Raw genomic sequence first — 23,944 nt, 5'->3', positions numbered from 1 at the left:
AAGTTAAGCCCGGTCACGCCGATGGTACTGCGTAACAGTGGGAGAGTAGGTAGTCGCCGTTTTAGAGAGAAGCCTCCATATCGATTGATGTGGGGGCTTTCTTGTTTTGGTACTTCGGGAAACTTTTCTTATATTTGCCTCGGAAACAATTTATATCAACGTTTAAAGCAAATTGAAAAGTATGAAGACAAAAGTTTTATTGGCTGCCGTAGCGGTGGCGTTTTCTTTCGCTGTGACTTCTTGTGGTAACAAAAAAGCTGCTGATACCAGCGCTACTGCTGCAGATTCTTGCTGTGCAGCAAAAACAGAACAGTGTGATTCTGCCAAGGCTTGTTGCAAAGCTGCAGATGCTGCTGCTTGTGCGGAAAAGGCTGCCTGTGACAGTACCGGATGCGACAAAGCATGTGAAAAGAAGTAATTCAGGACTTGTATTGAACTGAAGCATAAAGGAAAAGGCGTGCCGGCAGGTACGCCTTTTTTTGTGATATATTTCAGTGATAAATGACTGCAAACTTATAAAATGATATTTTTTATCTGAAAAAAGTAACGGATTTATTTGTGTGCTACGAAATAATCTCTACCTTTGCATCGTTAAAAACAAAAAAGAAGATGATTCAGAATTTTACATATATTCTACTGTGTGGTATTATTATTCTACTGGCAAAGTTTAGTGGAAGTGAGTGCTGCGCGTAAATGTATGTAAGATGCAATGATATACAAGAGCCTTTCTCACTTCCAAGTGTGAAAGGCTTTTTTTATGGAATATAAATTAATACAATAAAGCTATGAGTGATAAGTTATTTATTTTCGACACAACGCTCCGCGATGGTGAGCAGGTTCCGGGATGCCAGTTGAATACAGTAGAAAAGATTCAAGTAGCCAAGCAACTGGAAGCGCTGGGCGTGGACGTGATTGAAGCCGGATTCCCGATTTCAAGTCCGGGGGACTTCAATTCGGTAATTGAAATATCGAAAGCTGTGACATGGCCTACCATCTGCGCCTTGACACGTGCCGTACAGAAAGATATTGATGTAGCGGCAGAAGCTTTGCAGTTTGCCAAACATAAACGTATCCATACCGGTATCGGTACTTCTGATTCGCACATCAAGTATAAATTCAACTCCAATCGTGAAGAAATTATAGAACGTGCAGTGGCTGCCGTAAAGTATGCCCGCCGGTTTGTGGACGATGTAGAGTTCTATGCCGAGGATGCCGGACGTACGGATAACGAATACCTGGCTCGGGTGGTGGAAGCCGTTATCAAAGCCGGTGCTACAGTGGTGAACATTCCTGATACAACGGGATATTGCCTGCCTTCTGAGTATGGTGCGAAAATAAAATACCTGATGGAACATGTGGACGGAGTTCATAATGCCATCCTCTCTACTCACTGCCACAACGACCTGGGCATGGCTACTGCAAATACGATGGCAGGTGTACTGAATGGTGCCCGCCAAGTGGAAGTAACTATTAACGGCATCGGCGAACGTGCCGGAAATACTTCTCTCGAAGAAATCGCGATGATTATTAAATGCCATAAGGACATTGAAATAGAAACCAATATCAATACGCAGAAAATTTATCCTACCAGCCGCATGGTATCCAGCTTGATGAATATGCCGGTGCAGCCCAATAAGGCGATTGTGGGACGCAATGCCTTTGCACATTCGTCGGGCATCCATCAGGATGGTGTATTGAAGAACGTGCAGACGTATGAGATTATCGATCCGCATGATGTGGGTATCGATGATAACTCCATCGTATTGACTGCCCGTAGCGGACGTGCTGCTCTGAAAAACCGTTTGTCGGTATTGGGCGTGAATCTGGAACAGGAGAACTTGGATAAGGTATATGAGGAATTCCTGAAACTTGCCGATAAGAAGAAGGATATAAATGATGATGATATCTTGGTATTGGCAGGAGTAGACCGCACGCAGAACCACCGCATCAAGTTGGAATACTTGCAGGTGACCAGTGGGGTGGGAGTACGTTCGGTAGCCAGCTTGGGATTGAATATTTCTGGTGAGAAGTTTGAAGCGGCTGCCAGTGGAAATGGTCCGGTAGATGCTGCCATCAGTGCTTTGAAGAAGATTATCGATCGCCACATGACGCTGAAGGAATTTACGATTCAGGCCATCAGCAAGGGTAGTGATGATATGGGTAAAGTACACATGCAGGTGGAATATGATAATCATGTCTATTACGGTTTCGGTGCCAATACCGATATTATTGCAGCATCTGTAGAAGCTTATATCGACTGTATCAATAAGTTTAAGATGTAACCTAATTCATAAATCATAATTCATAAATATTCTAATGAATACATTATTTGATAAAATCTGGGATGCCCACGTGGTACAAAAAGTGGAAGACGGTCCCACACAACTTTATATAGACAGACTTTATTGTCACGAGGTAACCAGCCCGCAAGCCTTTGCCGGAATGCGTGCACGCGGAATCAAGTGTTTTCGTCCGGAGAAGATTTTCTGTATGCCCGATCATAATACGCCGACACACGATCAGGACAAACCGATCGAAGATCCTATCTCGAAGACACAGGTAGATACATTGGCCCAGAATGCGGCTGATTTCGGCTTGACGCATTTCGGTATGCTGAACAAGAAGAATGGCATTATCCATGTGGTAGGTCCGGAAAGAGGATTGACACTGCCGGGCATGACAATTGTATGTGGTGACTCGCACACCTCTACGCACGGTGCAATGGGAGCGGTGGCTTTCGGTATCGGTACGAGTGAGGTGGAGATGGTGATGGCCTCGCAATGTATTCTTCAGACACGCCCCAAGACGATGCGTATGACGGTGGACGGCAAACTAAAGAAGGGTGTGACTGCCAAAGATGTGGCTTTGTACATGATGTCGAAAATGACGACCAGCGGCGCTACGGGTTATTTTGTGGAATATGCCGGAGAAGCTGTCCGCAGTTTGTCGATGGAAGGCAGACTGACACTGTGCAACCTGAGTATCGAAATGGGTGCTCGTGGCGGTATGGTAGCTCCTGATGAAAAGACTTTCGAGTACATCAAGGGACGCGAATATGCTCCGAAAGGTGAGGCATGGGACAAAGCACTGGCTTACTGGAAGACGCTGAAGAGCGATGAAGATGCAGTATTCGACAAAGAAGTGCGCTTTGCTGCCGAAGACATCGAACCGATGATAACATACGGAACCAATCCGGGTATGGGTATGGGCATCACGCAGCATATTCCTACTACCGAAGGCATGGGCGAGGCTGCTCAGGCTTCTTTCAAGAAGTCTTTGGATTATATGGGATTTCAGCCGGGCGAAGCATTGCTGGGCAAGAAGATTGACTATGTGTTCCTGGGTGCCTGTACGAACGGACGTATCGAGGACTTCCGCGCTTTTGCATCTCTTGTGAAAGGTCGTAAGAAAGCCGAGGGAGTAGTGGCATGGCTGGTTCCGGGTTCGTGGATGGTAGATGAACAGATCCGTGAAGAAGGATTGGACAAGGTGCTGGAAGAAGCAGGCTTTGCCATTCGTCAGCCGGGGTGTTCTGCATGTCTGGCAATGAATGATGATAAGGTGCCGGCCGGCAAGTATGCAGTGTCGACGAGTAACCGTAACTTTGAGGGACGCCAGGGACCGGGTTCACGTACCTTGCTTGCCAGTCCGCTGGTGGCAGCTGCAGCCGCAGTGACAGGAGTGATTACGGATCCGAGAGAATTAATGTAAACGACTTAAAAAGTAAGAAACAATGAAACAGAAATTCAATATCATCACCAGCACTTGTGTACCTCTTCCTTTAGAGAATGTAGATACAGACCAGATAATCCCTGCACGTTTTCTGAAAGCTACTACCCGTGAAGAAAAGTTCTTCGGAGACAATTTGTTCCGCGATTGGCGCTATAATCCGGATGGTTCTCTGAACGAGGATTTTGTATTGAACGACCTCACTTACGGCGGACAGATACTGGTAGCAGGCAAGAACTTCGGTTCCGGCAGCAGCCGTGAGCATGCTGCGTGGGCCATTGCCGGTTATGGTTTCCGTGTTGTGGTATCCAGTTTCTTTGCCGATATCCACAAGAACAATGAACTGAATAACTTCGTGCTTCCGGTAGTAGTGAGCGAGCCTTTCCTGAAAGAACTGTTCGACTCCATCGCTGCCAATCCTAAAATGGAAGTAGAAGTGAATCTGCCCGAGCAGACCATCACTAATAAGGCCACAGGCAAAAGCGAGCCTTTTGAAATCAATGCCTATAAGAAGCATTGCCTGATGAATGGCTTGGACGACATCGATTTCCTGGTAGAAAACNTCACTAATAAGGCCACAGGCAAAAGCGAGCCTTTTGAAATCAATGCCTATAAGAAGCATTGCCTGATGAATGGCTTGGACGACATCGATTTCCTGGTAGAAAACAAAGATAAAATAGAAGCTTGGGAGAAGAAAAATGAAGCATAATCATCCGAAGATAGAAATCATGGACACTACACTCCGCGACGGTGAACAGACCAGCGGAGTCTCCTTTGTGCCCCATGAGAAGCTGATGATTGCCCGTTTATTGCTGGAAGAATTGAAGGTAGACCGGGTAGAGGTAGCTTCTGCACGGGTATCCGAAGGAGAATTTGATGCCGTAAAAATGATATGTGACTGGGCTGCCCGGCGCAACATGCTGCCCAAAGTGGAGGTGCTGGGCTTCGTAGACGGCCGCACCTCGGTGGACTGGATACATGCCACCGGCTGCCGCGTCATCAATCTCTTGTGCAAAGGCTCTTTGAAGCATTGCACCTATCAACTGAAAAAGACCCCTGAAGAGCATCTTGAGGATATCGTGGCGGTGGTGAACTATGCCAACGAGCAGGATATGGAAGTGAACATCTATCTGGAAGACTGGAGCAACGGTATGAAAGACTCGCCGGAGTATGTTTTCCAGTTGATGGATGTGCTGATTCAAACCAATATACAGCGCTATATGCTGCCCGATACATTGGGCGTGCTGAACCCGCTGCAAGTCATCGAGTTCATGCGGAAGATGGTGAAGCGCTATCCCGGCGCCCACTTCGACTTCCATGCCCACAATGACTATGACCTTGCTGTGAGCAATGTGTTGGCAGCCGTGCTGAGCGGTTGCAAAGGATTGCACACAACGATCAACGGCCTGGGCGAACGTGCCGGAAATGCTCCGCTTGCCAGCGTGCAGGCTATTCTGAAAGACCATTTCGATGCGATTACCCATATTGACGAAAGCCGTCTGAACGATGTGAGCCGTGTAGTAGAGTCTTATTCCGGCATCGTGATTCCTGCTAATAAACCGATTGTCGGTGAGAATGTATTTACGCAGGTGGCCGGGGTACATGCCGATGGTGACAACAAGAGTAATCTTTATTGCAATGACCTGTTGCCCGAACGCTTCGGACGTAAGCGGGAATATGCTTTGGGCAAGAATAGCGGCAAAGCCAATATCCGCAAAAATCTGGAAGATCTGGGTCTGCAGCTGGATGAAGATGCCATGCGCAAGGTTACCGAACGCATTATCGAGTTGGGCGATAAGAAGGAACTGGTGACGCAGGAGGACTTGCCTTATATTGTTTCCGACGTCTTGAAGCATGGAATGGCCGATGAACGCGTGAGTCTCAAAAGTTATATTTTGAACCTGGCTTACGGATTGAAGCCGATGGCGACGTTGAAGATTGAAATCAACGGTAAGGAGTATGAGGAAAGTTCCAGCGGAGACGGTCAGTACGATGCTTTTGTGCGCGCGCTGCGGAAGATATATAAGGTGACATTGGGACGTAAGTTCCCGATGCTGACAAACTATGCGGTGACTATTCCCCCCGGCGGACGTACCGATGCCTTTGTACAGACGGTGATCACCTGGAGTTTCGAGAACAAAGTTTTCCGTACCCGCGGGCTGGATGCCGACCAGACAGAGGCTGCTATCAAGGCAACGGTGAAGATGCTGAACATAATAGAGAACGAATATGAAAGAGTGGATTAGATGAAGGAAAGAATCAAGTGAATAAAGAAAAAATAAACAAATACTTAAATAAGAAAGAAGATGAACTTTAAAATTGCAGTATTGGCCGGTGACGGTATCGGCCCTGAGATTTCTGCCGTAGGTGTAGATGTAATGACGGCCGTTTGTGAGAAATTCGGACACAAAGTGGATTATGAATATGCTATCTGCGGTGCAGATGCGATCGACAAAGTAGGCGACCCGTTTCCCGAAGCTACCTACGAAGCATGCAAGCAGGCAGATGCAGTGCTTTTCTCTGCCGTAGGCGACCCGAAATTTGATAACGACCCTACTGCCAAGGTACGTCCCGAACAAGGCCTGCTGGCTATGCGCAAGAAACTGGGACTGTTTGCCAATATCCGTCCGGTACAGACTTTCAAATGCTTGCTTCATAAGTCACCGCTCCGTGCCGAACTGGTGGACGGTGCCGATTTTCTTTGCATCCGCGAGTTGACGGGAGGCATGTACTTCGGTGAAAAATACCAGGACAATGACAAGGCGTATGATACCAATATGTACACCCGTCCGGAGATTGAACGCATCCTGAAAGTAGGCTTTGAATATGCACTGAAGCGCAACAAGCACCTCACAGTAGTAGATAAAGCTAACGTGTTGGCCTCTTCCCGTCTGTGGAGACAGATTGCCCAGGAGATGGCTCCGAAATATCCTGAAGTAACCACCGACTATATGTTTGTGGACAACGCCGCCATGAAGATGATTCAGGAACCTAAATTCTTCGATGTCATGGTCACTGAGAATACCTTTGGCGATATCCTGACCGATGAAGGCTCTTGTATCAGTGGCTCTATGGGGTTGCTGCCTTCTGCTTCTACCGGTGAAAGCACTCCGGTATTCGAACCTATCCACGGCTCATGGCCGCAGGCTAAGGGGCTGAACATTGCCAATCCGCTGGCACAAATCCTTTCCGTGGCCATGCTGTTCGAGTACTTCGACCTGAAAGAAGAAGGCGCGTTGATTCGCAAAGCCGTAGATGCTTCTCTTGATGAGAATGTGCGCACACCGGAGATTCAAGTAGAAGGTGGTGCCAAGTACGGAACGAAAGAGGTCGGTGCCTGGATTGTAGATTACATAAAGCGCTAATCTTTATTAAGGAAATAAAGGAACAAAAGTATTTTTCCTACCTTTGCGAGGCTGTGTCAGATTGATTTTGATACAGCCTCTCTTATATATAATAAGGTATAGATATGGCAAAAATAGCAAAGAACCTGACGGAACTCATAGGGCATACGCCTTTGATGGAGCTGACCGAGTATAGTCGTAAGTATGGATTAAAAAGAAATATAGTTGTTAAACTGGAATCTTTTAATCCGGGTGGAAGCGTTAAAGACCGTGTGGCACTTGCCATGATCGAAGATGCCGAGGCGCGCGGAGCCTTGAGTCCCGGTGCCACAATTATCGAGCCTACCAGCGGAAACACGGGAGTAGGGCTGGCCATGGTCGCCACCATTAAGGGCTACCATCTGATATTGACCATGCCCGAAACAATGAGTGTGGAACGCCGAAATCTGCTGAAGGCCTTGGGGGCTGAAATCGTATTGACGGATGGCTTGGCAGGTATGGCCGGTTCCATCACCAAAGCAAAGGAATTGAGAGAAGAAATATCCGGTTCCGTCATATTGCAGCAATTCGAGAATCCTTCTAATGCTTATGCGCACGAACTTGCTACGGGTGAAGAGATATGGTCGGATACGGATGGAAAGATTGATGTGTTCATTGCCGGCGTAGGTACAGGTGGTACTGTTTGTGGCGTGGCACGCGCTTTGAAGAAGCACAACCCGAATGTCTATATTGTTGCTGTGGAACCTGCATCCTCTCCGGTACTGGAAGGGGGAGAGGCAGCCCCGCATCGCATTCAAGGTATCGGCGCCAATTTTATTCCTTCCATTTACGATGCTTCTGTAGTAGATGAAGTAATTCCGGTACCGGATGATGAAGCTATCCGCGGCGGACGTGAACTGGCTTCCACCGAAGGACTGCTGGCCGGAATCTCATCGGGGGCGGCAGTATATGCAGCACGTCTGTTGGCAACGCGTCCGGAATTTGCGAACAAAATGATTGTTGCCTTGTTGCCTGATACGGGAGAACGGTATCTGTCAACGGAATTGTTTGCTTTCGATACCTATCCTTTGGACTGATAATAGAACCGTTATGAAAAAACTGATCCTTTCTTTCTTTGTGTGTGGAGTGATGACTCTCCCTGCTTTTTCGCAAACTTATCAGGAACTTAGCGACCGTGCCGTTGCTGCTACGGAGCAGGACAGCCTGACGCAGGCTGAAGAGTATATTCTGCAAGCCCTGAAGCTGGAACCCGCCAATCCGCATAATGCTTTGCTGTTTTCGAACCTCGGAACAATACAGCGCCGGCAGCGCCGCTATGACCAGGCTCTCGAATCTTATACATTTGCTTTGAACATTGCCCCGCGTGCTTTGCCTATCTTGCTGAACCGTGCCGCGCTCTATCTGGAATTGGGCAAAGATGATCTGGCCCGGATAGATTATTCTTTGGTTCTGGATATAGACAAGGACAATGCTGAAGCCTTGCTGATGCGTGCCTATATCTATATGCGGCAGCGCAATTATAACTTTGCAAGAGCCGATTACGAACGTTTACTGAAGATTGATCCTCAAAGTTATAACGGGCGTCTTGGACTGGCTACACTGGAACAAAAAGAAGGTAAGTATGAAGCGGCACTGTCTGTCTTGAATAGAATGATAGCAGAAAAAGGTGGAGACGCTGCGCAACTGACGACGGCACAATATGCCGAACTTTATGTGGCCCGTGCAGGCATTGAGAATGATATGAAGCATGTAGACTTGGCAATGATGGACTTGGAAGAGGCCATCCGTCTGGATGCCTCGCTGACAGATGCCTATCTGATGAGAGGACAAATCTATCTCTCCCAAAAGAAGAAGGATCTGGCAAAGCGCGACTTTGAAAAAGCAGTCTCTCTCGGAATTCCGCATGCGGATGTACGCGACTTGCTGCAACAGTGTAAATAAAGATTAACTGTATTTACGTATCAGTTCTACAAACTCTTTCCCATATTTTTTCTTCTTGTATTCGCCTATACCGCTGATACTTCCAAACTCCTCGATAGTGGTTGGACGGGAGGTACTGAGCAGATGAAGTACTTTATCGGACAGCACAATGTATGCCGGAAGTGCCTCCTGGTCGGCAAGGCGTTTACGGAGTTCGCGGAGTGCTTCGAAGAGTTCTTCGCTCTCCACATTGGGCAATCCCAATGGCAATTCTCTGGTCGGAACGGTCGATTTCCGCTTGCGTCCCCGCGTTGTTGCCGTAGTTTCTTCGCGGCGGATGACTACGAGTTGGGCGCGTGTTCTGCCAAATAAGACGTCTGTCCCGCTTGGGGTGATTTTCAGGTGATTGTTCTCGTTGTAGGCTATTTCGAAGTAACCTAACTGCAACATTTGCAGCAGATAGTCATGCCAGTCGCGTGCAGGTACTTCACGTCCGGCTCCAAAAGTTTTCAGCCGGTGATATCCTCTTTCCGTAACTTCAGGACTCATGCTCCCTCTAAGTATGTCTACCAATATGCCTGTTCCTATTTGCTGTTCTGCACGCACGATGGCACTCAGTGCTTTTTGTACGATTATCGTACCATCGAAACGCTCGGGAGGATTCTTGCATACATCGCAGTTTCCGCAATCGTGCGTGCTGTTCTCTCCGAAATAGCTGAGTAAAATACGTCGCCGGCAGATGTCTGCTTCGGCATACTGCTGCATGCGTTGGAGCTTTTCCAGGTTGATGCTTTGCTGGCCGCTTTCAGTTGCAAACTTTGTCAGCAGGATAAGGTCGGCCAATGAATAGAACAGGAGAGTGTCACTGGGTAATCCGTCTCGTCCCGCGCGTCCTATTTCCTGATAGAAACTTTCAATACTTTTGGGCAGGTTGTAATGGATGACCCAACGCACGTTACTTTTGTCGATCCCCATGCCGAAGGCGATGGTGGCGCATACCACTTGTACGCGATCATTGATGAAATCATCTTGTGCTTCATCTCTTTTCGAAGGAGACAGTCCTGCGTGATAGATTGCTGCCTTAATGCCTTGTTTCTGTAGCATTTGTGCCACAGTCTCCGTTTTGCTCCGGCTCATGCAGTAGATAATGCCGCTTTCTCCGGGATGGCGGGCTATGAAGTCAAGGATGGCTTTGCTCTTTTCCTTTTGCTGATAGCCACGTTTCACGGTGAGGCTCAGGTTGGGACGGTCGAAGGATGAAATGAAAACCTCGGGCTGGTTCAGATGTAGTTGTTTAATAATATCTTCGCGGGTTATTTTGTCGGCCGTGGCTGTCAGGGCAATGATGGGAACTTCCGGGAATAATTGGTGTAGAATACCCATTTGGGTGTATTCCGGACGGAAATCGTGCCCCCATTGTGAGATACAGTGCGCTTCGTCGATGGCAAATAAGGAGATATGCATGTCTCTCAGCAGGTAGTTGACTTCGGCCAGTAACTTTTCCGGCGAGATATACAGTAATTTCAGCTTGCCTTCCGTGCAGGCACGGCGCAAGGCGGCATTTTCCGTTTCGTCATTATTGCTGTTCAGTGCACCGGCAGCGATACCATTGGCACAAAGGGATTCCACCTGGTCCTTCATCAGGGAGATAAGTGGGGAAACCACGATGGCGGTACCTTCACACAGGAGAGCCGGCAGTTGGTAGCAAATGGACTTTCCACCTCCCGTGGGCATCAGCACCAATGCATCCTTGCGATTCAGCAGATGGCGGATGATATCTTCTTGCAAAGGACGGAAACTGTCGTAACCGAAGTATGTTTTGAGCGTTTGTAGCATAAATAGGGCAGCATATATTTCTGCCGGCAAAGTTACACTAATTATTGTATAAACTACAAAAAGTAAATCATCAAGATTTTTATAGCATTATGTTTTTATAAAAGTTAAAGTTTCTTATTGATAGCATTGAAAACACCCATTTCAACCTTTTTCGTTGTTTAATTATCAAAAATATACACGGGAAAAGTTGCGTATTAAAAAAAAATGTCAGACTTTTGTAAGGTCTAAAGGGAAACCTTTGGAATTTCCGATTTTAAACAACCCTAACCAGTTAATTCAATGAGTGATTTAGAAAAGAAAGTACAGGAAAAAGAGACGAAGAAACGTCCTTACAACCTGCGCGAAAAGAAAGAAAAAGATGCTGCTTACCGTTCTTTGATAAGACCGGAATTGGCAGATGAGTTGTACGACAAGATAATGAATATCGTTGTCGTAGGTAAGAAGTACAGAGACCCGGATTATTCTGCTAAAGACTTGGCAAAAGAGTTGCAGACTAATACTCGGTATTTGTCGGCAGTAGTTAATTCACGCTTCGGCATGAACTATTCCTGCTTGCTGAATGAATACAGAGTAAAGGAAGCACAGCACTTGTTAACAGACAAGAGGTATGCCGATAAGAATGTGGAAGAAATCAGTACGATGGTTGGCTTTGCAAATCGTCAGTCTTTCTATGCTGCTTTTTACAAGAATGTAGGTGAAACTCCTAACGGTTATCGTAAGAAACACGCTTCGAAGAAGAAATAATTCTGCATAGCTGAATGAATAGAAAAAGGAATATTCCGAGACATCAGTTTCGGAATACTTCCTTTTCGTCTTTTTAAATACCGACACTCTAACTTTCCCGACACATGAAGAAACAACTGATTTTAATGGTGACCGCCCTTTCTTTGCTGACTGCTTGTGGCGGAACATCGAAAACTACTGCCGAGGCAGAAAAATTTGATTATACAGTGGAAAAATTTGCAGACTTACAGATTTTGCGCTATCGCGTACCTGGTTTTGAGGAACTATCGCTCAAACAAAAAGAGCTTATTTATTATTTGACAGAAGCAGCTTTGCAGGGCAGGGATATATTGTTTGATCAGAATGGAAAGTACAATCTGACTATCCGCCGGATGCTGGAAGCCGTTTATACCGGTTACAACGGAGACAAGAGGATCCCGGACTTCAAGGGTATGGAGGTATACCTGAAACGGGTATGGTTCTCCAACGGCATTCATCACCATTACGGCAGTGAGAAATTTGTGCCGGGATTCAGCCCTGAATTCTTCAAGCAAGCCTTGCTGGGTGTGGATGCTTCTACATTGCCGCTTGCCGAAGGACAAACCGTTGAGCAATTGTGTGATGAGGTTTTCCCCGTTATTTTTGATCCTAAGGTGATGCCGAAGCGGGTGAACCAGGCAGCCGGTGAAGACTTGGTGCTGACTTCTGCCGGCAACTATTATGATGGTGTGACGCAGAAAGAAGCCGAGGACTTTTACAATGCACTGAAAGATCCGAAAGACGAAACGCCGGTGTCTTATGGTCTGAACAGCCGTTTGGTGAAAGTAGACGGTAAAGTCCAGGAGAAAGTATGGAAAGTGGGTGGCTTATACGGCCAGGCACTTGAGAAAATAGTATATTGGTTGAAGAAAGCAGAAGGTGTTGCCGAGAATCCCGAGCAGAAGGCTGTGATTGCCAAACTGATTGAATTTTATGAAACCGGTGATTTGAAAACCTTCGACGAGTATGCTATTCTTTGGGTGAAAGACTTGAACTCACGCGTTGATTTTGTGAACGGATTTACCGAAAGTTATGGAGATCCGCTTGGTATGAAGGCAAGCTGGGAGTCGTTGGTGAATTTTAAGGATCTGGAAGCTACTCATCGTACGGAGCTGATCAGCAGTAATGCGCAATGGTTTGAAGATCATTCTCCGGTAGACAAGCAGTTCAAGAAGGAGAAAGTAAAAGGTGTATCCGCCAAGGTTATTACAGCAGCCCTTCTGGCCGGTGACCTTTATCCTGCAACAGCTATCGGCATCAACCTGCCTAATGCAAACTGGATACGCAGTCATCATGGTTCCAAGTCTGTAACGATCGGTAATATTACCGATGCTTACAATAAGGCGGCACATGGCAATGGGTTCAATGAAGAATTTGTATATAGCGATGTTGAGTTGCAGTTGATTGATAAATATGCCGACTTGACCGACGAACTGCATACCGACCTGCACGAGTGCCTGGGACATGGTTCCGGCAAGTTGTTACCGGGTGTTGATCCGGATGCATTGAAAGCTTATGGTTCTACGATAGAGGAGGCTCGTGCCGACCTGTTCGGACTTTATTATGTAGCCGATCCGAAATTGGTGGAACTGGGACTGACACCGAATGCCGATGCATACAAAGCAGAATATTATACCTATCTGATGAATGGTTTGATGACCCAACTCGTTCGTATAGAGCCGGGTAACAATGTAGAGGAGGCACACATGCGCAATCGCCAACTCATAGCCCGTTGGGTATTTGAGAAGGGAGCTGCCGACAAGGTAGTGGAATTGGTGAAGAAAGACGGAAAGACTTATGTGATGGTGAACGATTACGAAAAGCTTCGTGAACTGTTTGGCGAGTTGCTTGCCGAAATACAGCGTATCAAGTCCACCGGAGATCTTGCCGCTGCCCGTGATTTGATAGAAACTTATGCTGTGAAAGTAGATCCGGTTTTACATGCCGAAGTACTGGAACGCTATAAGACGCTGGACCTTGCGCCGTATAAAGGTTTTATCAATCCGAAATACGAGGCGGTGACAGATGCCAATGGGAATATAACCGATGTGAAGGTAACTTACGATGAAGGTTACGCAGAGCAGATGTTGCGTTATGGAAGGGACTATTCCACCTTGCCTTCCATTAACAAGTAAAAACTCTCCAGGTATGGAACTGAAAGAACAACTGAAAGATATAAAGACCCAGCTCCGTCTCTCTATGAACGGGGCTGTGTCTCAAAGTATGCGTGAGAAAGGTCTGGTTTATAAGCTGAACTTTGGCGTAGAACTGCCCCGCATCAAGAGCATTGCCGATGGATATGAGAAAGACCATGCCTTGGCGCAGGCGCTGTGGAAAGAAGAAATAAGAGAATGTAAAATCATGGCAGGACTCTTGCAGCCGGTAGACAGCTTTTTGCCTGAGATAGCTGATATTTGGGTAGAAGATATCCGTAATATTGAAATAGCCGAACTTACCTGTATGAATCTGTTTCAGAATCTGCCCTATGCCCCGGCCAAGTCTTTTCATTGGATTGCGGACGAGAGGGAATATATACAAATCTGTGGTTTCCTTACCATCGCTCGTTTGCTGATGAAGAAAGGGGATATGGACGAGCGGGTTGAAAATGAATTTCTTGACCAGACTCTTACTGCCTTTTTGTCCGGGTCGTATCATGTTCGTAATGCGGCTATGACGGCTATACGCCGTTTTATGCAGCATAATGAAGAAAATGCATTCCAGGTTTGTCGAAGAGTAGAAGCGATGAAAGACTCTTCCAGTGAATCGGAACAACTGCTATATACATTAGTAAAGGAAGAATTGGATTAAGGAGCTTGGCATTTTGCTTTGGAATCTCCGGCATTTCAAAGCAAAATTTGACGGCTCCTTCATTATTCTTTAATTTTTATCCCTTTCTCGTTTGCTTTCCACAAAAAAGGATTAACTTTGTTGGCTGTAAAAAACTGCGCCGTCAAAATGGAAAGTCAGAATGTGAAAGATACGGTTAGGCAGATATTCACTGAATATCTGAATGCGAACGGGCATCGCAAGACTCCCGAACGCTATGCTATACTCGACACTATTTACTCCATTGACGGGCATTTCGATATAGACACGCTTTACTCGCTGATGGCCGATCAGGAAAATTTCCGTGTCAGCCGTGCGACGCTTTACAATACCATCATTTTACTTATCAATGCACACCTGGTCATCAAGCACCAGTTCGGCAACTCTTCCCAATACGAAAAATCCTATAATCGCGATACGCATCATCATCAGATCTGCACGCAGTGCGGAAAGGTGACCGAGTTTCAGAACGAGGAGTTGCAGCATGCTATTGAAAATACCAAGTTGAGCCGCTTTAATCTGACACATTATTCCTTATATATGTATGGATTGTGCAGTAAGTGTGACCGCGCTAATAAACGGAAGAAAAAAAATAATAACCATAAGAAAGAAAAATGAAAGTAGACGTACTATTAGGATTACAATGGGGCGACGAAGGCAAAGGCAAAGTCGTTGATGTGTTAACTCCGAGATACGATGTCGTAGCCCGTTTCCAGGGCGGACCGAATGCCGGACATACACTTGAGTTCGAAGGGCAGAAATATGTGCTCCGTTCTATTCCCTCGGGAATATTCCAAGGTGACAAGGTGAATATCATCGGAAATGGTGTCGTACTCGACCCGGCTCTTTTCAAGGCAGAAGCTGAAGCATTGGAAGCATCCGGCCATAATTTGAAGGAACGCTTGCACATTTCCAAGAAAGCACACCTCATCCTGCCTACCCACCGCATATTGGATGCAGCTTATGAAGCAGCCAAGGGTGATGCAAAGGTAGGGACTACCGGTAAGGGTATCGGCCCGACTTATACAGACAAGATAAGCCGTAACGGTGTACGTGTGGGAGACATCCTGCATGGCTTTGATGAGAAGTATGCTGCCGCCAAGGCACGTCATGAACAGATATTGAAGAGCTTGAATTATGCTTATGACCTTACGGAACTGGAAAAAGCATGGTTCGAGGGCATTGAGTACCTGAAGCAATTCCAGTTGGTGGATAGCGAACACGAGATGAACAGCCTGCTGGCTTCCGGCAAGTCCGTTTTGTGCGAGGGTGCACAAGGAACGATGTTGGATATCGACTTCGGTTCTTATCCGTTCGTTACTTCTTCCAATACAGTCTGTGCAGGTGCTTGCACCGGCCTGGGCATAGCTCCTAATAAGATTGGCGAAGTGTATGGTATCTTTAAAGCATATTGTACGCGTGTAGGTGCCGGTCCGTTCCCCACGGAATTGTTCGACAAGACCGGTGACCAGATCTGTACTTTGGGACATGAGTTCGGTTCGGTTACAGGACGCAAGCGCCGTTGTGGCTGGATTGACCTGGTAGCTTTGAAATATGCCATTATGATAGATGGTGTTACCAAACTGATTATGATGAAGAGCGATGTGCTTGACTCTTTTGAAACGATCAAGGTCTGCGTTGCTTATAAGGTGAATGGCGAAGAGATTGATTACTTCCCGTTTGACATCGATGAAAGCATTGAGCCCGTTTACGTAGAATTACCCGGTTGGGAAACAGATATGACGAGGATGCAGAGCGAGGATGAATTCCCCGAAGAGTTCAACGCTTATCTGGCATTCCTGGAAGATCAGCTTGGTGTACCTATCAAGATCGTGTCTGTAGGTCCTGACCGTGAGCAGACTATCGAGCGTTATACTGAAGAATAAAATATACCGATAACCTTCAGGCACGAATTACACGGATTTCGCGGTTTCATCATAAGAATCGTAGGCATCCGAATAATTCGTGCCTTTTTTATTTATTGCCATGAAAACACAACTTATCTCTTTTTTATTGCTATTCCTTTTCTTGTCTTCCGCAAGGTCGCAAACCTATCAGCCGACGGAAGAGAATCTGAAGTCCCGCCAGGAATTCAGAGATAACCGTTTCGGCATCTTCCTGCATTGGGGGCTGTACAGCATGCTGGCAACCGGAGAATGGACGATGACGAACAAGGATCTGAACTATAAAGAATACGCCAAACTGGCCGGTGGTTTCTATCCCTCAAAGTTCGATGCGGCCAAGTGGGTGGCTGCTATTAAGGCATCCGGTGCGAAGTACATCTGCTTCACCTCCCGTCATCACGAAGGTTTTTCCATGTTCCACACCCGCTATTCCGATTACAACATAGTGGATGCTACTCCTTTCAAGCGTGATATTCTGAAAGAATTGGCAGATGAATGCCATAAACAGGGCATCCGGTTGCATCTGTACTATTCGCATATCGACTGGTATCGCGAAGATGCTCCGTGGGGACGTACCGGCCGTGGAACAGGACGTCCGAACCCAAAAGGCGATTGGAACAGTTACTATAAATTTATGAATAACCAGTTGACCGAGTTGCTTACCAACTATGGAGAAATCGGTGCTATCTGGTTTGACGGTTGGTGGGACCAGGATCAGAATCCGGGTTTCGACTGGCAACTGCCCGAACAATATGCCATGATACATCGTCTGCAACCTGCTTGCCTGGTCGGCAACAACCATCATCAAGTGCCTTTTGCGGGCGAAGATATTCAAATCTTTGAGCGGGACTTGCCGGGCGAGAACAATGCCGGACTTTCCGGACAGAATATCAGCGCCTTGCCGCTGGAGACTTGCGAAACCATGAATGGCATGTGGGGATATAAAATTACCGATCAGGACTACAAATCCCCTAAAACATTGATTCATTATCTGGTGAAAGCAGCCGGCAAGGATGCCAACCTGTTGATGAATATCGGCCCGCAGCCCGACGGAGAACTCCCTGCAATAGCTCTGGAGCGATTGGCTGAAGTAGGGGAATGGATGAAAGTATATGGTGAAACCATCTACGGTACTCGTGGCGGTTGCATTGCTCCCCACCCTTGGGGCGTGACTACGCAAAGAGGAAATAAACTGTATGTACACATCCTCGATTTGCAGGACAAAGCACTCTTCCTGCCTTTGCAGGGAAAGAAAGTGAAGAAAGCAGTCGGTTATGCCGACCGTCTTCCGCTGAAGGTTCAGAAGTGCGAGGGCGGTGTGATGTTGTATCTTCCTGAAGTACCGGCTGATATTGATAAAGTGGTAGAAATGGAGATTAGTGATTAATCACTATTTCTTTAATTCTTCCTAAAAGATAAGGGAAACTGTAGCAATGCTCATGGTTTCCCTTTATTTTTGGCAAACTATTTGCTCTACAATAAGAAACGACATAATTATTCATTAAAAAAGAGAAGAAGACTATGACTACAGGAATGATAGGAATACAGTGGATTATTTTTATCGGTATCGCCGTTATCAGTTGGCTGGTACAGATGAACCTTCAGAGTAAGTTCAAGAAATACTCTAAAATCCCTACCGGCAACGGAATGACGGGTCGGGATGTTGCATTGAAGATGTTGCATGACAATGGCATATACGATGTTACCGTAACACATACTCCGGGCCATCTGACAGACCATTATAATCCTGCCAATAAGACAGTGAACCTGAGTGAAAGCGTATATGCAAGTAACAGCATCATGGCTGCTGCCGTTGCTGCCCACGAGTGTGGTCATGCCGTACAGCATGCACGTGCATACGCTCCGCTGACGATGCGCAGCAAACTGGTGCCGGTGGTATCTTTCGCTTCGCAATGGATGACGTGGTTGCTGTTGGCTGGTATCTTGCTGCTGAACTCTTTCCCGCAACTGTTGCTGGCAGGCATCATCTTATTCGCTTTGACTACCTTGTTCAGCTTCATCACCTTGCCGGTAGAAATCAATGCAAGTAAGCGTGCACTGGTATGGCTGAACAACTCCGGTATTACGAATTCGTACAATCATGCACAAGCCGAAGATGCACTTCGCTCCGCTGCATATACGTATGTAGTAGCCGCTCTCGGTTCTCTTGCCACTTTGATTTATTACATTATGATATTCTTGGGACGCAGAGACTGATTTGGTTCTTGATATACAGAAAATGCCTTCTCCATCTGAATTGGAGAAGGCATTTTTTTTTCTTATCAATAAAATACCGTAACTTTGCCGTCCGATTTTAAAAGTAATTGATACGATTATGGCAGCAAAACCCAGTATTCCGAAAGGAACCCGTGACTTCTCGCCCGTAGAAATGGCGAAGCGTAACTATATATTCAATACCATTCGTGATGTATACCACCTTTATGGTTTCCAGCAGATAGAAACCCCTTCCATGGAAATGCTTTCCACACTGATGGGAAAGTACGGTGAAGAAGGTGACAAACTTCTGTTCAAGATACAGAATTCCGGCGATTACTTCTCCGGCCTGACCGATGAGGAGTTGCTGAGTCGCAACGCTGCCAAACTTGCCAGCAAGTTCTGCGAGAAAGGTTTGCGTTACGACCTCACCGTACCTTTTGCCCGCTACGTGGTGATGCACCGCGATGAAATCACTTTCCCCTTCAAACGTTATCAGATACAACCCGTCTGGCGTGCCGACCGTCCGCAGAAGGGACGTTACCGCGAGTTCTATCAGTGCGATGCCGACGTGGTGGGTAGCGACTCCTTGCTGAACGAAGTGGAACTGATGCAGATTGTCGATACCGTGTTTACCCGCTTCAACATCCGCGTTTGTATCAAAATCAATAACCGCAAGATATTGAGTGGTATTGCCGAGATTATCGGTGAAGCCGATAAGATTGTGGACATCACGGTTGCCATCGACAAACTGGATAAGATTGGTCTGGACAACGTCAATGCCGAACTCAAAGAAAAAGGCATCAGCGATGAGGCCATTGCCAAACTGCAACCCATCATCTTGCTGAGTGGTAGCAATGAAGAGAAACTGTCAACGCTGAAAGAAGTGCTTGCCGCCAGCGAAGTAGGCCTGAAAGGAGTGGAAGAAAGCGAATTCATCTTGAAAACCCTTTCCGCTCTCGGCTTGAAGAACGAAATAGAACTTGACCTGACGCTGGCCCGCGGCTTGAATTACTATACTGGTGCCATCTTCGAAGTGAAAGCCCTTGATGTGCAAATAGGCAGTATCACCGGTGGCGGACGTTATGACAACTTGACCGGCGTATTCGGCATGGCGGGTGTATCAGGTGTAGGCATTTCTTTCGGTGCCGACCGCATCTTCGACGTGCTGAACCAGCTCGACCTTTATCCGAAAGAAGCCGTAAACAGTACCCAATTGCTGTTCATCAACTTTGGCGAAGCGGAGGCTGCTTTCTCTATCAACGTATTGGCGCAGGTACGTGCTGTCGGTATTCGTGCCGAAATCTTCCCGGATGCCAGCAAGATGAAGAAACAGATGAGTTATGCCAACTCCAAAGCGATCCCGTTTGTTGCCTTGGTGGGTGAAAATGAGATGAATGAGGGTAAAGTAACTCTGAAGAATATGGAAACCGGAGAACAGAAACTTGTGTCTCCCCAAGAACTGATTAGCGAATTGAGTTAATAAAAACTGAAATACATTTAAAAAGGAGCACTGAATTGCTCCTTTTTTGTTATATTTGTCATAAGAGTGTAGGGGAAATGAAATATTCGGCCTCTACCTTTGCAATGACAATAAAAAAGGAGGTTTTTTATGGTTTCCATTGAATTCGGACAAGAAAAGCACAATGCTCTCGTCAGTTTTTTGATGATTGTCATAGCGGTGTTGTTTCTGCTCTATATGGGCAGTTCGTTGGTACATTCTACTAAGGCGTTCTGGGAAAGCTGTTCCATAGAGGAATTGCTGGAGTAGAAGCAGATATAATAATATATGATACTCTATTTTACCGGAACCGGAAATTCTCGTTGGGTTGCAGAACGGCTTGCAGAGGCTACGCATGATACAACCCTTAATATTGCTGATTATCTGAAAAACGATAGTGTACCCGAAGAGCTTGCCAATGCAGACAGAGTTGGTCTCGTTTTTCCGGTACATGCTTGGTATGCACCGCGCGTAGTGGTGCATTTTTTGTTACGACTCCGGTTGCCGCATTGCAAGTACCGTTACGCTGTGTGCACTTGTGGTGACGATATGGGTAAGGGAATGAATCGTTTGGCAAAACGTTTTCCTTTGGATGCAGCCTGGTCTGTAGCTATGCCCAATACTTATATCCCTATGTTCGATTTGGACGACGACGCGCTCTGCCATCAGAAGATAGCAGATGTAAGGCACGCCATTGCCTCGATTGCCGAAGATGTGCTTCAGCAAAAAAAGGTGTGGGCGGTGCACGAGGGCGGTGCACCGTGGCTGAAGACATACGTTCTGAATCCTCTGTTTGTGCGTTTCATCATTACTTCCAAAGGTTTCCATGTGGATGAAGGCTGCATTTCTTGCGCCAAATGCAGCAAGGCGTGTCCGGTGGAAAATATACAGATGGTCGATGGTCATCCGGTTTGGGAGACACATTGCATCCATTGCATGGCTTGCCTGCACATCTGTCCGCAGAAGGTGATACAATACAAGAAGACTTCCCAGAAGAAGGGACGATATCACTTGGCCGACTATTTATAGCCTGTATTTCCTATACATTTTCCTTTAATAAGCTAAAATCATTGTTGCGGATGATTAGTGTCCTTATCTATTAATACTAATTCATTTCTTTATAGGGAAATATTCATACCACTACAGTGGTACAAATATTTCCCTATGGAGGAACGAATATTTCTTTGTAGAGGAATGAATAAATGATAGGAACGATTTTCTTTAGTGACTGCATTGCCGTTTCTCCTTTATAGCTGCTTTCCTGATAAAGGTTTTTCTGCTTATTGTCATTTTGTCAGTTCTTCCCTGTCAAACGAACAGTTTTTCCCTTTGGCACGGTTTTCGTAAGTTCTTTATCGCTTGCTTAAAGCAAAATTACTACTATAATAAATGTATAACATATTAAATTAAAAAGAACTATGAACATTAAACCATTAGCAGACAGAGTGCTGATACTCCCTGCACCTGCAGAAGAGAAGACAATTGGCGGTATCATTATTCCTGATACAGCGAAAGAGAAACCTTTGAAAGGTGAAGTAATTGCGGTAGGCAACGGAACAAAAGACGAAGAAATGGTGTTGAAGGTTGGTGACACAGTGCTGTATGGCAAGTATGCCGGTACCGAACTGGAAGTTGAAGGAACCAAGTACCTCATCATGCGTCAAAGCGACGTACTCGCTGTATTGGGATAATTAATTAGTAATTAGTAAACCGTAAAATAGTAAATAACATTATGGCAAAAGAAATATTATTCAATATCGATGCCCGCGACCAATTGAAGAAAGGTATCGATACACTGGCAAATGCAGTAAAAGTAACTCTCGGCCCCAAAGGTCGTAACGTTATCATCGAAAAGAAGTTCGGCGCTCCCCACATCACTAAAGATGGTGTGACAGTAGCAAAAGAAGTAGAACTGGCAGACGCTTACCAGAATACCGGTGCACAGCTGGTGAAGGAAGTTGCTTCCAAGACCGGTGATGACGCAGGTGACGGTACAACAACTGCAACGGTTCTGGCACAAGCCATCGTAGCCGAAGGACTGAAAAACGTAACTGCCGGTGCAAGCCCCATGGATATCAAACGCGGTATCGACAAGGCTGTTGCCAAAGTGGTAGAATCTATTAAGAGCCAGGCCGAAAAGGTGGGCGACAACTATGACAAGATTGAACAAGTAGCTTCTGTTTCTGCCAATAACGACCCTGTTATCGGTAAGCTGATTGCCGATGCTATGCGTAAGGTTTCCAAGGATGGTGTTATCACGATCGAAGAAGCTAAGGGCACGGATACTACTATCGGTGTAGTAGAAGGTATGCAGTTCGATCGCGGTTATCTCTCTGCTTACTTCGTTACCAATACGGAGAAGATGGAATGCGAAATGGAGAAACCGTATATCCTGATCTACGACAAGAAGATTTCCAATCTGAAAGATTTCCTGCCCATCCTCGAACCAGCTGTACAGACAGGCCGTCCTCTGTTGGTTATCGCAGAAGACGTGGATAGCGAAGCTTTGACTACGCTGGTTGTAAACCGTCTGCGTTCTCAGTTGAAGATTTGTGCTGTAAAGGCTCCGGGCTTCGGCGACCGTCGTAAAGAAATGCTGGAAGACATCGCTATCCTGACCGGTGGTGTAGTTATCAGCGAAGAAAAAGGCTTGAAACTGGAACAGGCTACCATCGAAATGCTGGGTACTGCCGACAAGGTAACTGTTTCTAAAGACAATACAACCATCGTAAACGGTGCCGGCGACAAAGATGGCATCAAGGAACGTTGCGAACAAATCAAGGCTCAGATTGCTGCTACCAAGTCCGACTATGACAAGGAAAAATTGCAGGAACGTCTGGCTAAGTTGTCCGGTGGTGTAGCTGTGCTCTATGTAGGTGCTGCTTCCGAAGTTGAAATGAAGGAAAAGAAAGACCGTGTAGACGATGCTCTGCGTGCAACCCGTGCTGCCATCGAAGAAGGTATCGTTCCGGGTGGTGGTGTAGCTTACATCCGTGCGCTCGAAGCTCTGAACGGTTTCAAAGGCGACAATGCCGACGAGACTACCGGTGTGGACATCATCAAGCGTGCCATCGAAGAGCCGCTGCGTCAGATCGTTGCCAATGCAGGCAAGGAAGGTGCAGTTGTTGTACAGAAAGTGCTCGAAGGTAAGGGAGACTTTGGTTACAATGCCCGTACCGATGTGTACGAGAATCTGCATGCTGCCGGTGTGGTAGACCCTGCTAAGGTGACTCGTGTAGCTCTTGAGAATGCTGCTTCCATCGCAGGTATGTTCCTGACTACCGAATGTGTAATCGTAGAAAAGAAAGAAGATAAGCCCGAAATGCCGATGGGCGCTCCCGGAATGGGAGGTATGGGCGGAATGATGTAAAGAATATCATCATTTTTTCCCTGATTTCTTGATTCAATAGATGTGGCTGCGGTGTCTTCGCAAGAAGATGCCGCAGCTTTTTGTTCTGTATTTCTTTATCTTTGTCTTTTTCTACCGTATAATATTACAAAACTGTTGCAAAAGTGATTAATTTTTATGACTTTTGTCTGCAAAGAAATGTTTTTTAAATAAAAAATGATACCTTTACCTCCGTAAAGATAACCTAATCAACAATAAACTATTAACCTATTAACTTAAAGAGAAAATGAACAAAAGCGAAATTGGACTTAATGCAGGCAAGGTTTGGCAGTTACTTAGCGACCATGCCAGCTGGAGTTTTAACTCTCTGAAGAGAAAGTCCGGATTGAAAGACAAAGAACTGGGAGCAGCCATAGGCTGGCTTGCCCGTGAGGACAAGATTGAAGTGTACCAGGAGGAAGATGAAATTTATGTTTCATTGGGGGTAAATGTTTATATCGGATAAAAAGAGCCGATTGAATTTACAGATTAAGAAGCACCGATTTTGCAATGTGGAAAG

General features: G+C 46.2%; 21 protein-coding genes and 2 pseudogenes. 22 read left to right on the top strand and 1 reads right to left on the bottom strand.

Annotated features, from left to right (window positions below):
• The first annotated feature begins 181 nt into the window (after nucleotides 1-181).
• The 9 genes and pseudogenes from AAE250_RS16060 to AAE250_RS16025 all read left to right on the top strand — a co-directional run bounded on the left by AAE250_RS16060 (nucleotide 182) and on the right by AAE250_RS16025 (nucleotide 9,014).
• Nucleotides 182-418: a hypothetical protein gene (locus AAE250_RS16060; protein WP_294600405.1), complete on the top strand. Its 237-nt coding sequence runs from the start codon at nucleotides 182-184 to the stop codon at nucleotides 416-418.
• Between the two features lie 367 nt (nucleotides 419-785).
• Entirely contained in the window at nucleotides 786-2,282 is a 1,497-nt protein-coding gene (locus AAE250_RS16055) for a 2-isopropylmalate synthase (RefSeq protein ID WP_294600407.1), read from the top strand.
• Nucleotides 2,283-2,316: 34 nt separating this feature from the next.
• The gene (gene leuC, locus AAE250_RS16050; RefSeq protein WP_294600409.1) at nucleotides 2,317-3,711 is read left to right on the top strand and encodes a 3-isopropylmalate dehydratase large subunit; all 1,395 of its coding nucleotides are present in this window, start codon (nucleotides 2,317-2,319) and stop codon (nucleotides 3,709-3,711) included.
• A 22-nt stretch (nucleotides 3,712-3,733) separates the two neighbouring features.
• A pseudogene (leuD, locus tag AAE250_RS16045) lies at nucleotides 3,734-4,282 on the top strand (3-isopropylmalate dehydratase small subunit); the annotation flags it as partial.
• A gap of 10 nt (nucleotides 4,283-4,292) precedes the next feature.
• Nucleotides 4,293-4,438, top strand: a pseudogene (locus tag AAE250_RS23655) (3-isopropylmalate dehydratase small subunit); the annotation flags it as partial.
• The gene (locus tag AAE250_RS16040) at nucleotides 4,428-5,975 is read left to right on the top strand and encodes an alpha-isopropylmalate synthase regulatory domain-containing protein (protein WP_294600413.1); all 1,548 of its coding nucleotides are present in this window, start codon (nucleotides 4,428-4,430) and stop codon (nucleotides 5,973-5,975) included. The pseudogene AAE250_RS23655 and the gene AAE250_RS16040, both read left to right, overlap by 11 nt.
• Nucleotides 5,976-6,035: 60 nt before the next feature.
• Nucleotides 6,036-7,094, top strand: coding sequence for a 3-isopropylmalate dehydrogenase (gene leuB, locus AAE250_RS16035; RefSeq protein WP_294600415.1), 1,059 nt, complete (start codon nucleotides 6,036-6,038; stop codon nucleotides 7,092-7,094).
• A 104-nt stretch (nucleotides 7,095-7,198) separates the two neighbouring features.
• Complete coding sequence (gene cysK / locus AAE250_RS16030) at nucleotides 7,199-8,149, top strand: cysteine synthase A (RefSeq protein ID WP_294600417.1); 951 nt, start codon at nucleotides 7,199-7,201, stop codon at nucleotides 8,147-8,149.
• A 13-nt stretch (nucleotides 8,150-8,162) separates the two neighbouring features.
• On the top strand, nucleotides 8,163-9,014 hold the full coding sequence (locus tag AAE250_RS16025) for a tetratricopeptide repeat protein (RefSeq protein WP_294600419.1): 852 nt from the start codon (nucleotides 8,163-8,165) through the stop codon (nucleotides 9,012-9,014).
• Nucleotides 9,015-9,017: 3 nt separating this feature from the next.
• Here the strand turns inward: AAE250_RS16025 and recQ are convergent, their stop codons facing one another.
• Complete coding sequence (gene recQ, locus AAE250_RS16020; RefSeq protein WP_294600421.1) at nucleotides 9,018-10,829, bottom strand: DNA helicase RecQ; 1,812 nt, start codon at nucleotides 10,827-10,829, stop codon at nucleotides 9,018-9,020.
• Nucleotides 10,830-11,108: 279 nt separating this feature from the next.
• Between recQ and AAE250_RS16015 the strand changes: the two genes are divergently transcribed.
• The 13 genes from AAE250_RS16015 (at nucleotide 11,109) to AAE250_RS15955 (ending at nucleotide 23,890) form a co-directional block, all read left to right on the top strand.
• Nucleotides 11,109-11,573, top strand: a complete 465-nt coding sequence (locus tag AAE250_RS16015; RefSeq protein WP_294600423.1) for a helix-turn-helix domain-containing protein — start codon at nucleotides 11,109-11,111, stop codon at nucleotides 11,571-11,573.
• A gap of 104 nt (nucleotides 11,574-11,677) precedes the next feature.
• Entirely contained in the window at nucleotides 11,678-13,726 is a 2,049-nt protein-coding gene (locus tag AAE250_RS16010) for a dipeptidyl-peptidase 3 family protein (RefSeq protein WP_294600424.1), read from the top strand.
• Nucleotides 13,727-13,739: 13 nt separating this feature from the next.
• On the top strand, nucleotides 13,740-14,399 hold the full coding sequence (locus AAE250_RS16005) for a DNA alkylation repair protein (RefSeq protein ID WP_294600426.1): 660 nt from the start codon (nucleotides 13,740-13,742) through the stop codon (nucleotides 14,397-14,399).
• Nucleotides 14,400-14,546: 147 nt separating this feature from the next.
• The gene (locus tag AAE250_RS16000; protein ID WP_294600428.1) at nucleotides 14,547-15,035 is read left to right on the top strand and encodes a Fur family transcriptional regulator; all 489 of its coding nucleotides are present in this window, start codon (nucleotides 14,547-14,549) and stop codon (nucleotides 15,033-15,035) included.
• On the top strand, nucleotides 15,032-16,303 hold the full coding sequence (locus tag AAE250_RS15995; RefSeq protein ID WP_294600430.1) for an adenylosuccinate synthase: 1,272 nt from the start codon (nucleotides 15,032-15,034) through the stop codon (nucleotides 16,301-16,303). Before AAE250_RS16000 ends, AAE250_RS15995 begins: the two co-directional genes overlap by 4 nt.
• Before the next feature lie 100 nt (nucleotides 16,304-16,403).
• Nucleotides 16,404-17,708 carry an alpha-L-fucosidase gene (locus AAE250_RS15990; protein WP_294600432.1) on the top strand — a complete coding sequence of 435 codons (1,305 nt, stop codon included), beginning with the start codon at nucleotides 16,404-16,406 and terminating at the stop codon, nucleotides 17,706-17,708.
• A gap of 134 nt (nucleotides 17,709-17,842) precedes the next feature.
• On the top strand, nucleotides 17,843-18,538 hold the full coding sequence (locus AAE250_RS15985; RefSeq protein WP_294600434.1) for a zinc metallopeptidase: 696 nt from the start codon (nucleotides 17,843-17,845) through the stop codon (nucleotides 18,536-18,538).
• Between the two features lie 118 nt (nucleotides 18,539-18,656).
• On the top strand, nucleotides 18,657-20,018 hold the full coding sequence (gene hisS, locus AAE250_RS15980; protein WP_294600436.1) for a histidine--tRNA ligase: 1,362 nt from the start codon (nucleotides 18,657-18,659) through the stop codon (nucleotides 20,016-20,018).
• Nucleotides 20,019-20,147: 129 nt separating this feature from the next.
• A complete protein-coding gene (locus tag AAE250_RS15975) occupies nucleotides 20,148-20,306 on the top strand; it encodes a hypothetical protein (protein WP_294600438.1) in 159 nt (52 codons plus the stop codon).
• Nucleotides 20,307-20,324: 18 nt separating this feature from the next.
• The gene (locus AAE250_RS15970; protein ID WP_294600440.1) at nucleotides 20,325-21,065 is read left to right on the top strand and encodes an EFR1 family ferrodoxin; all 741 of its coding nucleotides are present in this window, start codon (nucleotides 20,325-20,327) and stop codon (nucleotides 21,063-21,065) included.
• A 389-nt stretch (nucleotides 21,066-21,454) separates the two neighbouring features.
• The gene (locus tag AAE250_RS15965; RefSeq protein WP_004290132.1) at nucleotides 21,455-21,727 is read left to right on the top strand and encodes a co-chaperone GroES; all 273 of its coding nucleotides are present in this window, start codon (nucleotides 21,455-21,457) and stop codon (nucleotides 21,725-21,727) included.
• Between the two features lie 41 nt (nucleotides 21,728-21,768).
• Nucleotides 21,769-23,406: a chaperonin GroEL gene (groL, locus tag AAE250_RS15960; RefSeq protein ID WP_294600464.1), complete on the top strand. Its 1,638-nt coding sequence runs from the start codon at nucleotides 21,769-21,771 to the stop codon at nucleotides 23,404-23,406.
• A gap of 265 nt (nucleotides 23,407-23,671) precedes the next feature.
• Nucleotides 23,672-23,890, top strand: a complete 219-nt coding sequence (locus AAE250_RS15955; protein WP_294600466.1) for a winged helix-turn-helix domain-containing protein — start codon at nucleotides 23,672-23,674, stop codon at nucleotides 23,888-23,890.
• Nucleotides 23,891-23,944: the final 54 nt, after the last annotated feature.

The sequence above is a fragment of the Bacteroides sp. GD17 genome, assembly GCF_038448625.1.
In the GTDB taxonomy this organism is placed as follows: Bacteria; Bacteroidota; Bacteroidia; order Bacteroidales; family Bacteroidaceae; genus Bacteroides.
This window is presented reverse-complemented; position numbering and strand designations above follow the sequence as displayed.

Coding starts and splice junctions, on each gene's coding strand:
- groL (WP_294600464.1), top strand. CDS start 21,769: ATGGCAAAAGAAATATTATTCAATATCGATGCCCGCGACCAATTGAAG.
- AAE250_RS15970 (WP_294600440.1), top strand. CDS start 20,325: ATGATACTCTATTTTACCGGAACCGGAAATTCTCGTTGGGTTGCAGAA.
- AAE250_RS15965 (WP_004290132.1), top strand. CDS start 21,455: ATGAACATTAAACCATTAGCAGACAGAGTGCTGATACTCCCTGCACCT.
- AAE250_RS16015 (WP_294600423.1), top strand. CDS start 11,109: ATGAGTGATTTAGAAAAGAAAGTACAGGAAAAAGAGACGAAGAAACGT.
- AAE250_RS15985 (WP_294600434.1), top strand. CDS start 17,843: ATGACTACAGGAATGATAGGAATACAGTGGATTATTTTTATCGGTATC.
- AAE250_RS15995 (WP_294600430.1), top strand. CDS start 15,032: ATGAAAGTAGACGTACTATTAGGATTACAATGGGGCGACGAAGGCAAA.
- AAE250_RS16005 (WP_294600426.1), top strand. CDS start 13,740: ATGGAACTGAAAGAACAACTGAAAGATATAAAGACCCAGCTCCGTCTC.
- AAE250_RS15975 (WP_294600438.1), top strand. CDS start 20,148: ATGGTTTCCATTGAATTCGGACAAGAAAAGCACAATGCTCTCGTCAGT.
- AAE250_RS16025 (WP_294600419.1), top strand. CDS start 8,163: ATGAAAAAACTGATCCTTTCTTTCTTTGTGTGTGGAGTGATGACTCTC.
- hisS (WP_294600436.1), top strand. CDS start 18,657: ATGGCAGCAAAACCCAGTATTCCGAAAGGAACCCGTGACTTCTCGCCC.
- recQ (WP_294600421.1), bottom strand. CDS start 10,829: ATGCTACAAACGCTCAAAACATACTTCGGTTACGACAGTTTCCGTCCT.
- AAE250_RS16055 (WP_294600407.1), top strand. CDS start 786: ATGAGTGATAAGTTATTTATTTTCGACACAACGCTCCGCGATGGTGAG.
- AAE250_RS16000 (WP_294600428.1), top strand. CDS start 14,547: ATGGAAAGTCAGAATGTGAAAGATACGGTTAGGCAGATATTCACTGAA.
- leuC (WP_294600409.1), top strand. CDS start 2,317: ATGAATACATTATTTGATAAAATCTGGGATGCCCACGTGGTACAAAAA.
- AAE250_RS16010 (WP_294600424.1), top strand. CDS start 11,678: ATGAAGAAACAACTGATTTTAATGGTGACCGCCCTTTCTTTGCTGACT.
- AAE250_RS16060 (WP_294600405.1), top strand. CDS start 182: ATGAAGACAAAAGTTTTATTGGCTGCCGTAGCGGTGGCGTTTTCTTTC.
- AAE250_RS15955 (WP_294600466.1), top strand. CDS start 23,672: ATGAACAAAAGCGAAATTGGACTTAATGCAGGCAAGGTTTGGCAGTTA.
- AAE250_RS15990 (WP_294600432.1), top strand. CDS start 16,404: ATGAAAACACAACTTATCTCTTTTTTATTGCTATTCCTTTTCTTGTCT.
- leuB (WP_294600415.1), top strand. CDS start 6,036: ATGAACTTTAAAATTGCAGTATTGGCCGGTGACGGTATCGGCCCTGAG.
- cysK (WP_294600417.1), top strand. CDS start 7,199: ATGGCAAAAATAGCAAAGAACCTGACGGAACTCATAGGGCATACGCCT.
- AAE250_RS16040 (WP_294600413.1), top strand. CDS start 4,428: ATGAAGCATAATCATCCGAAGATAGAAATCATGGACACTACACTCCGC.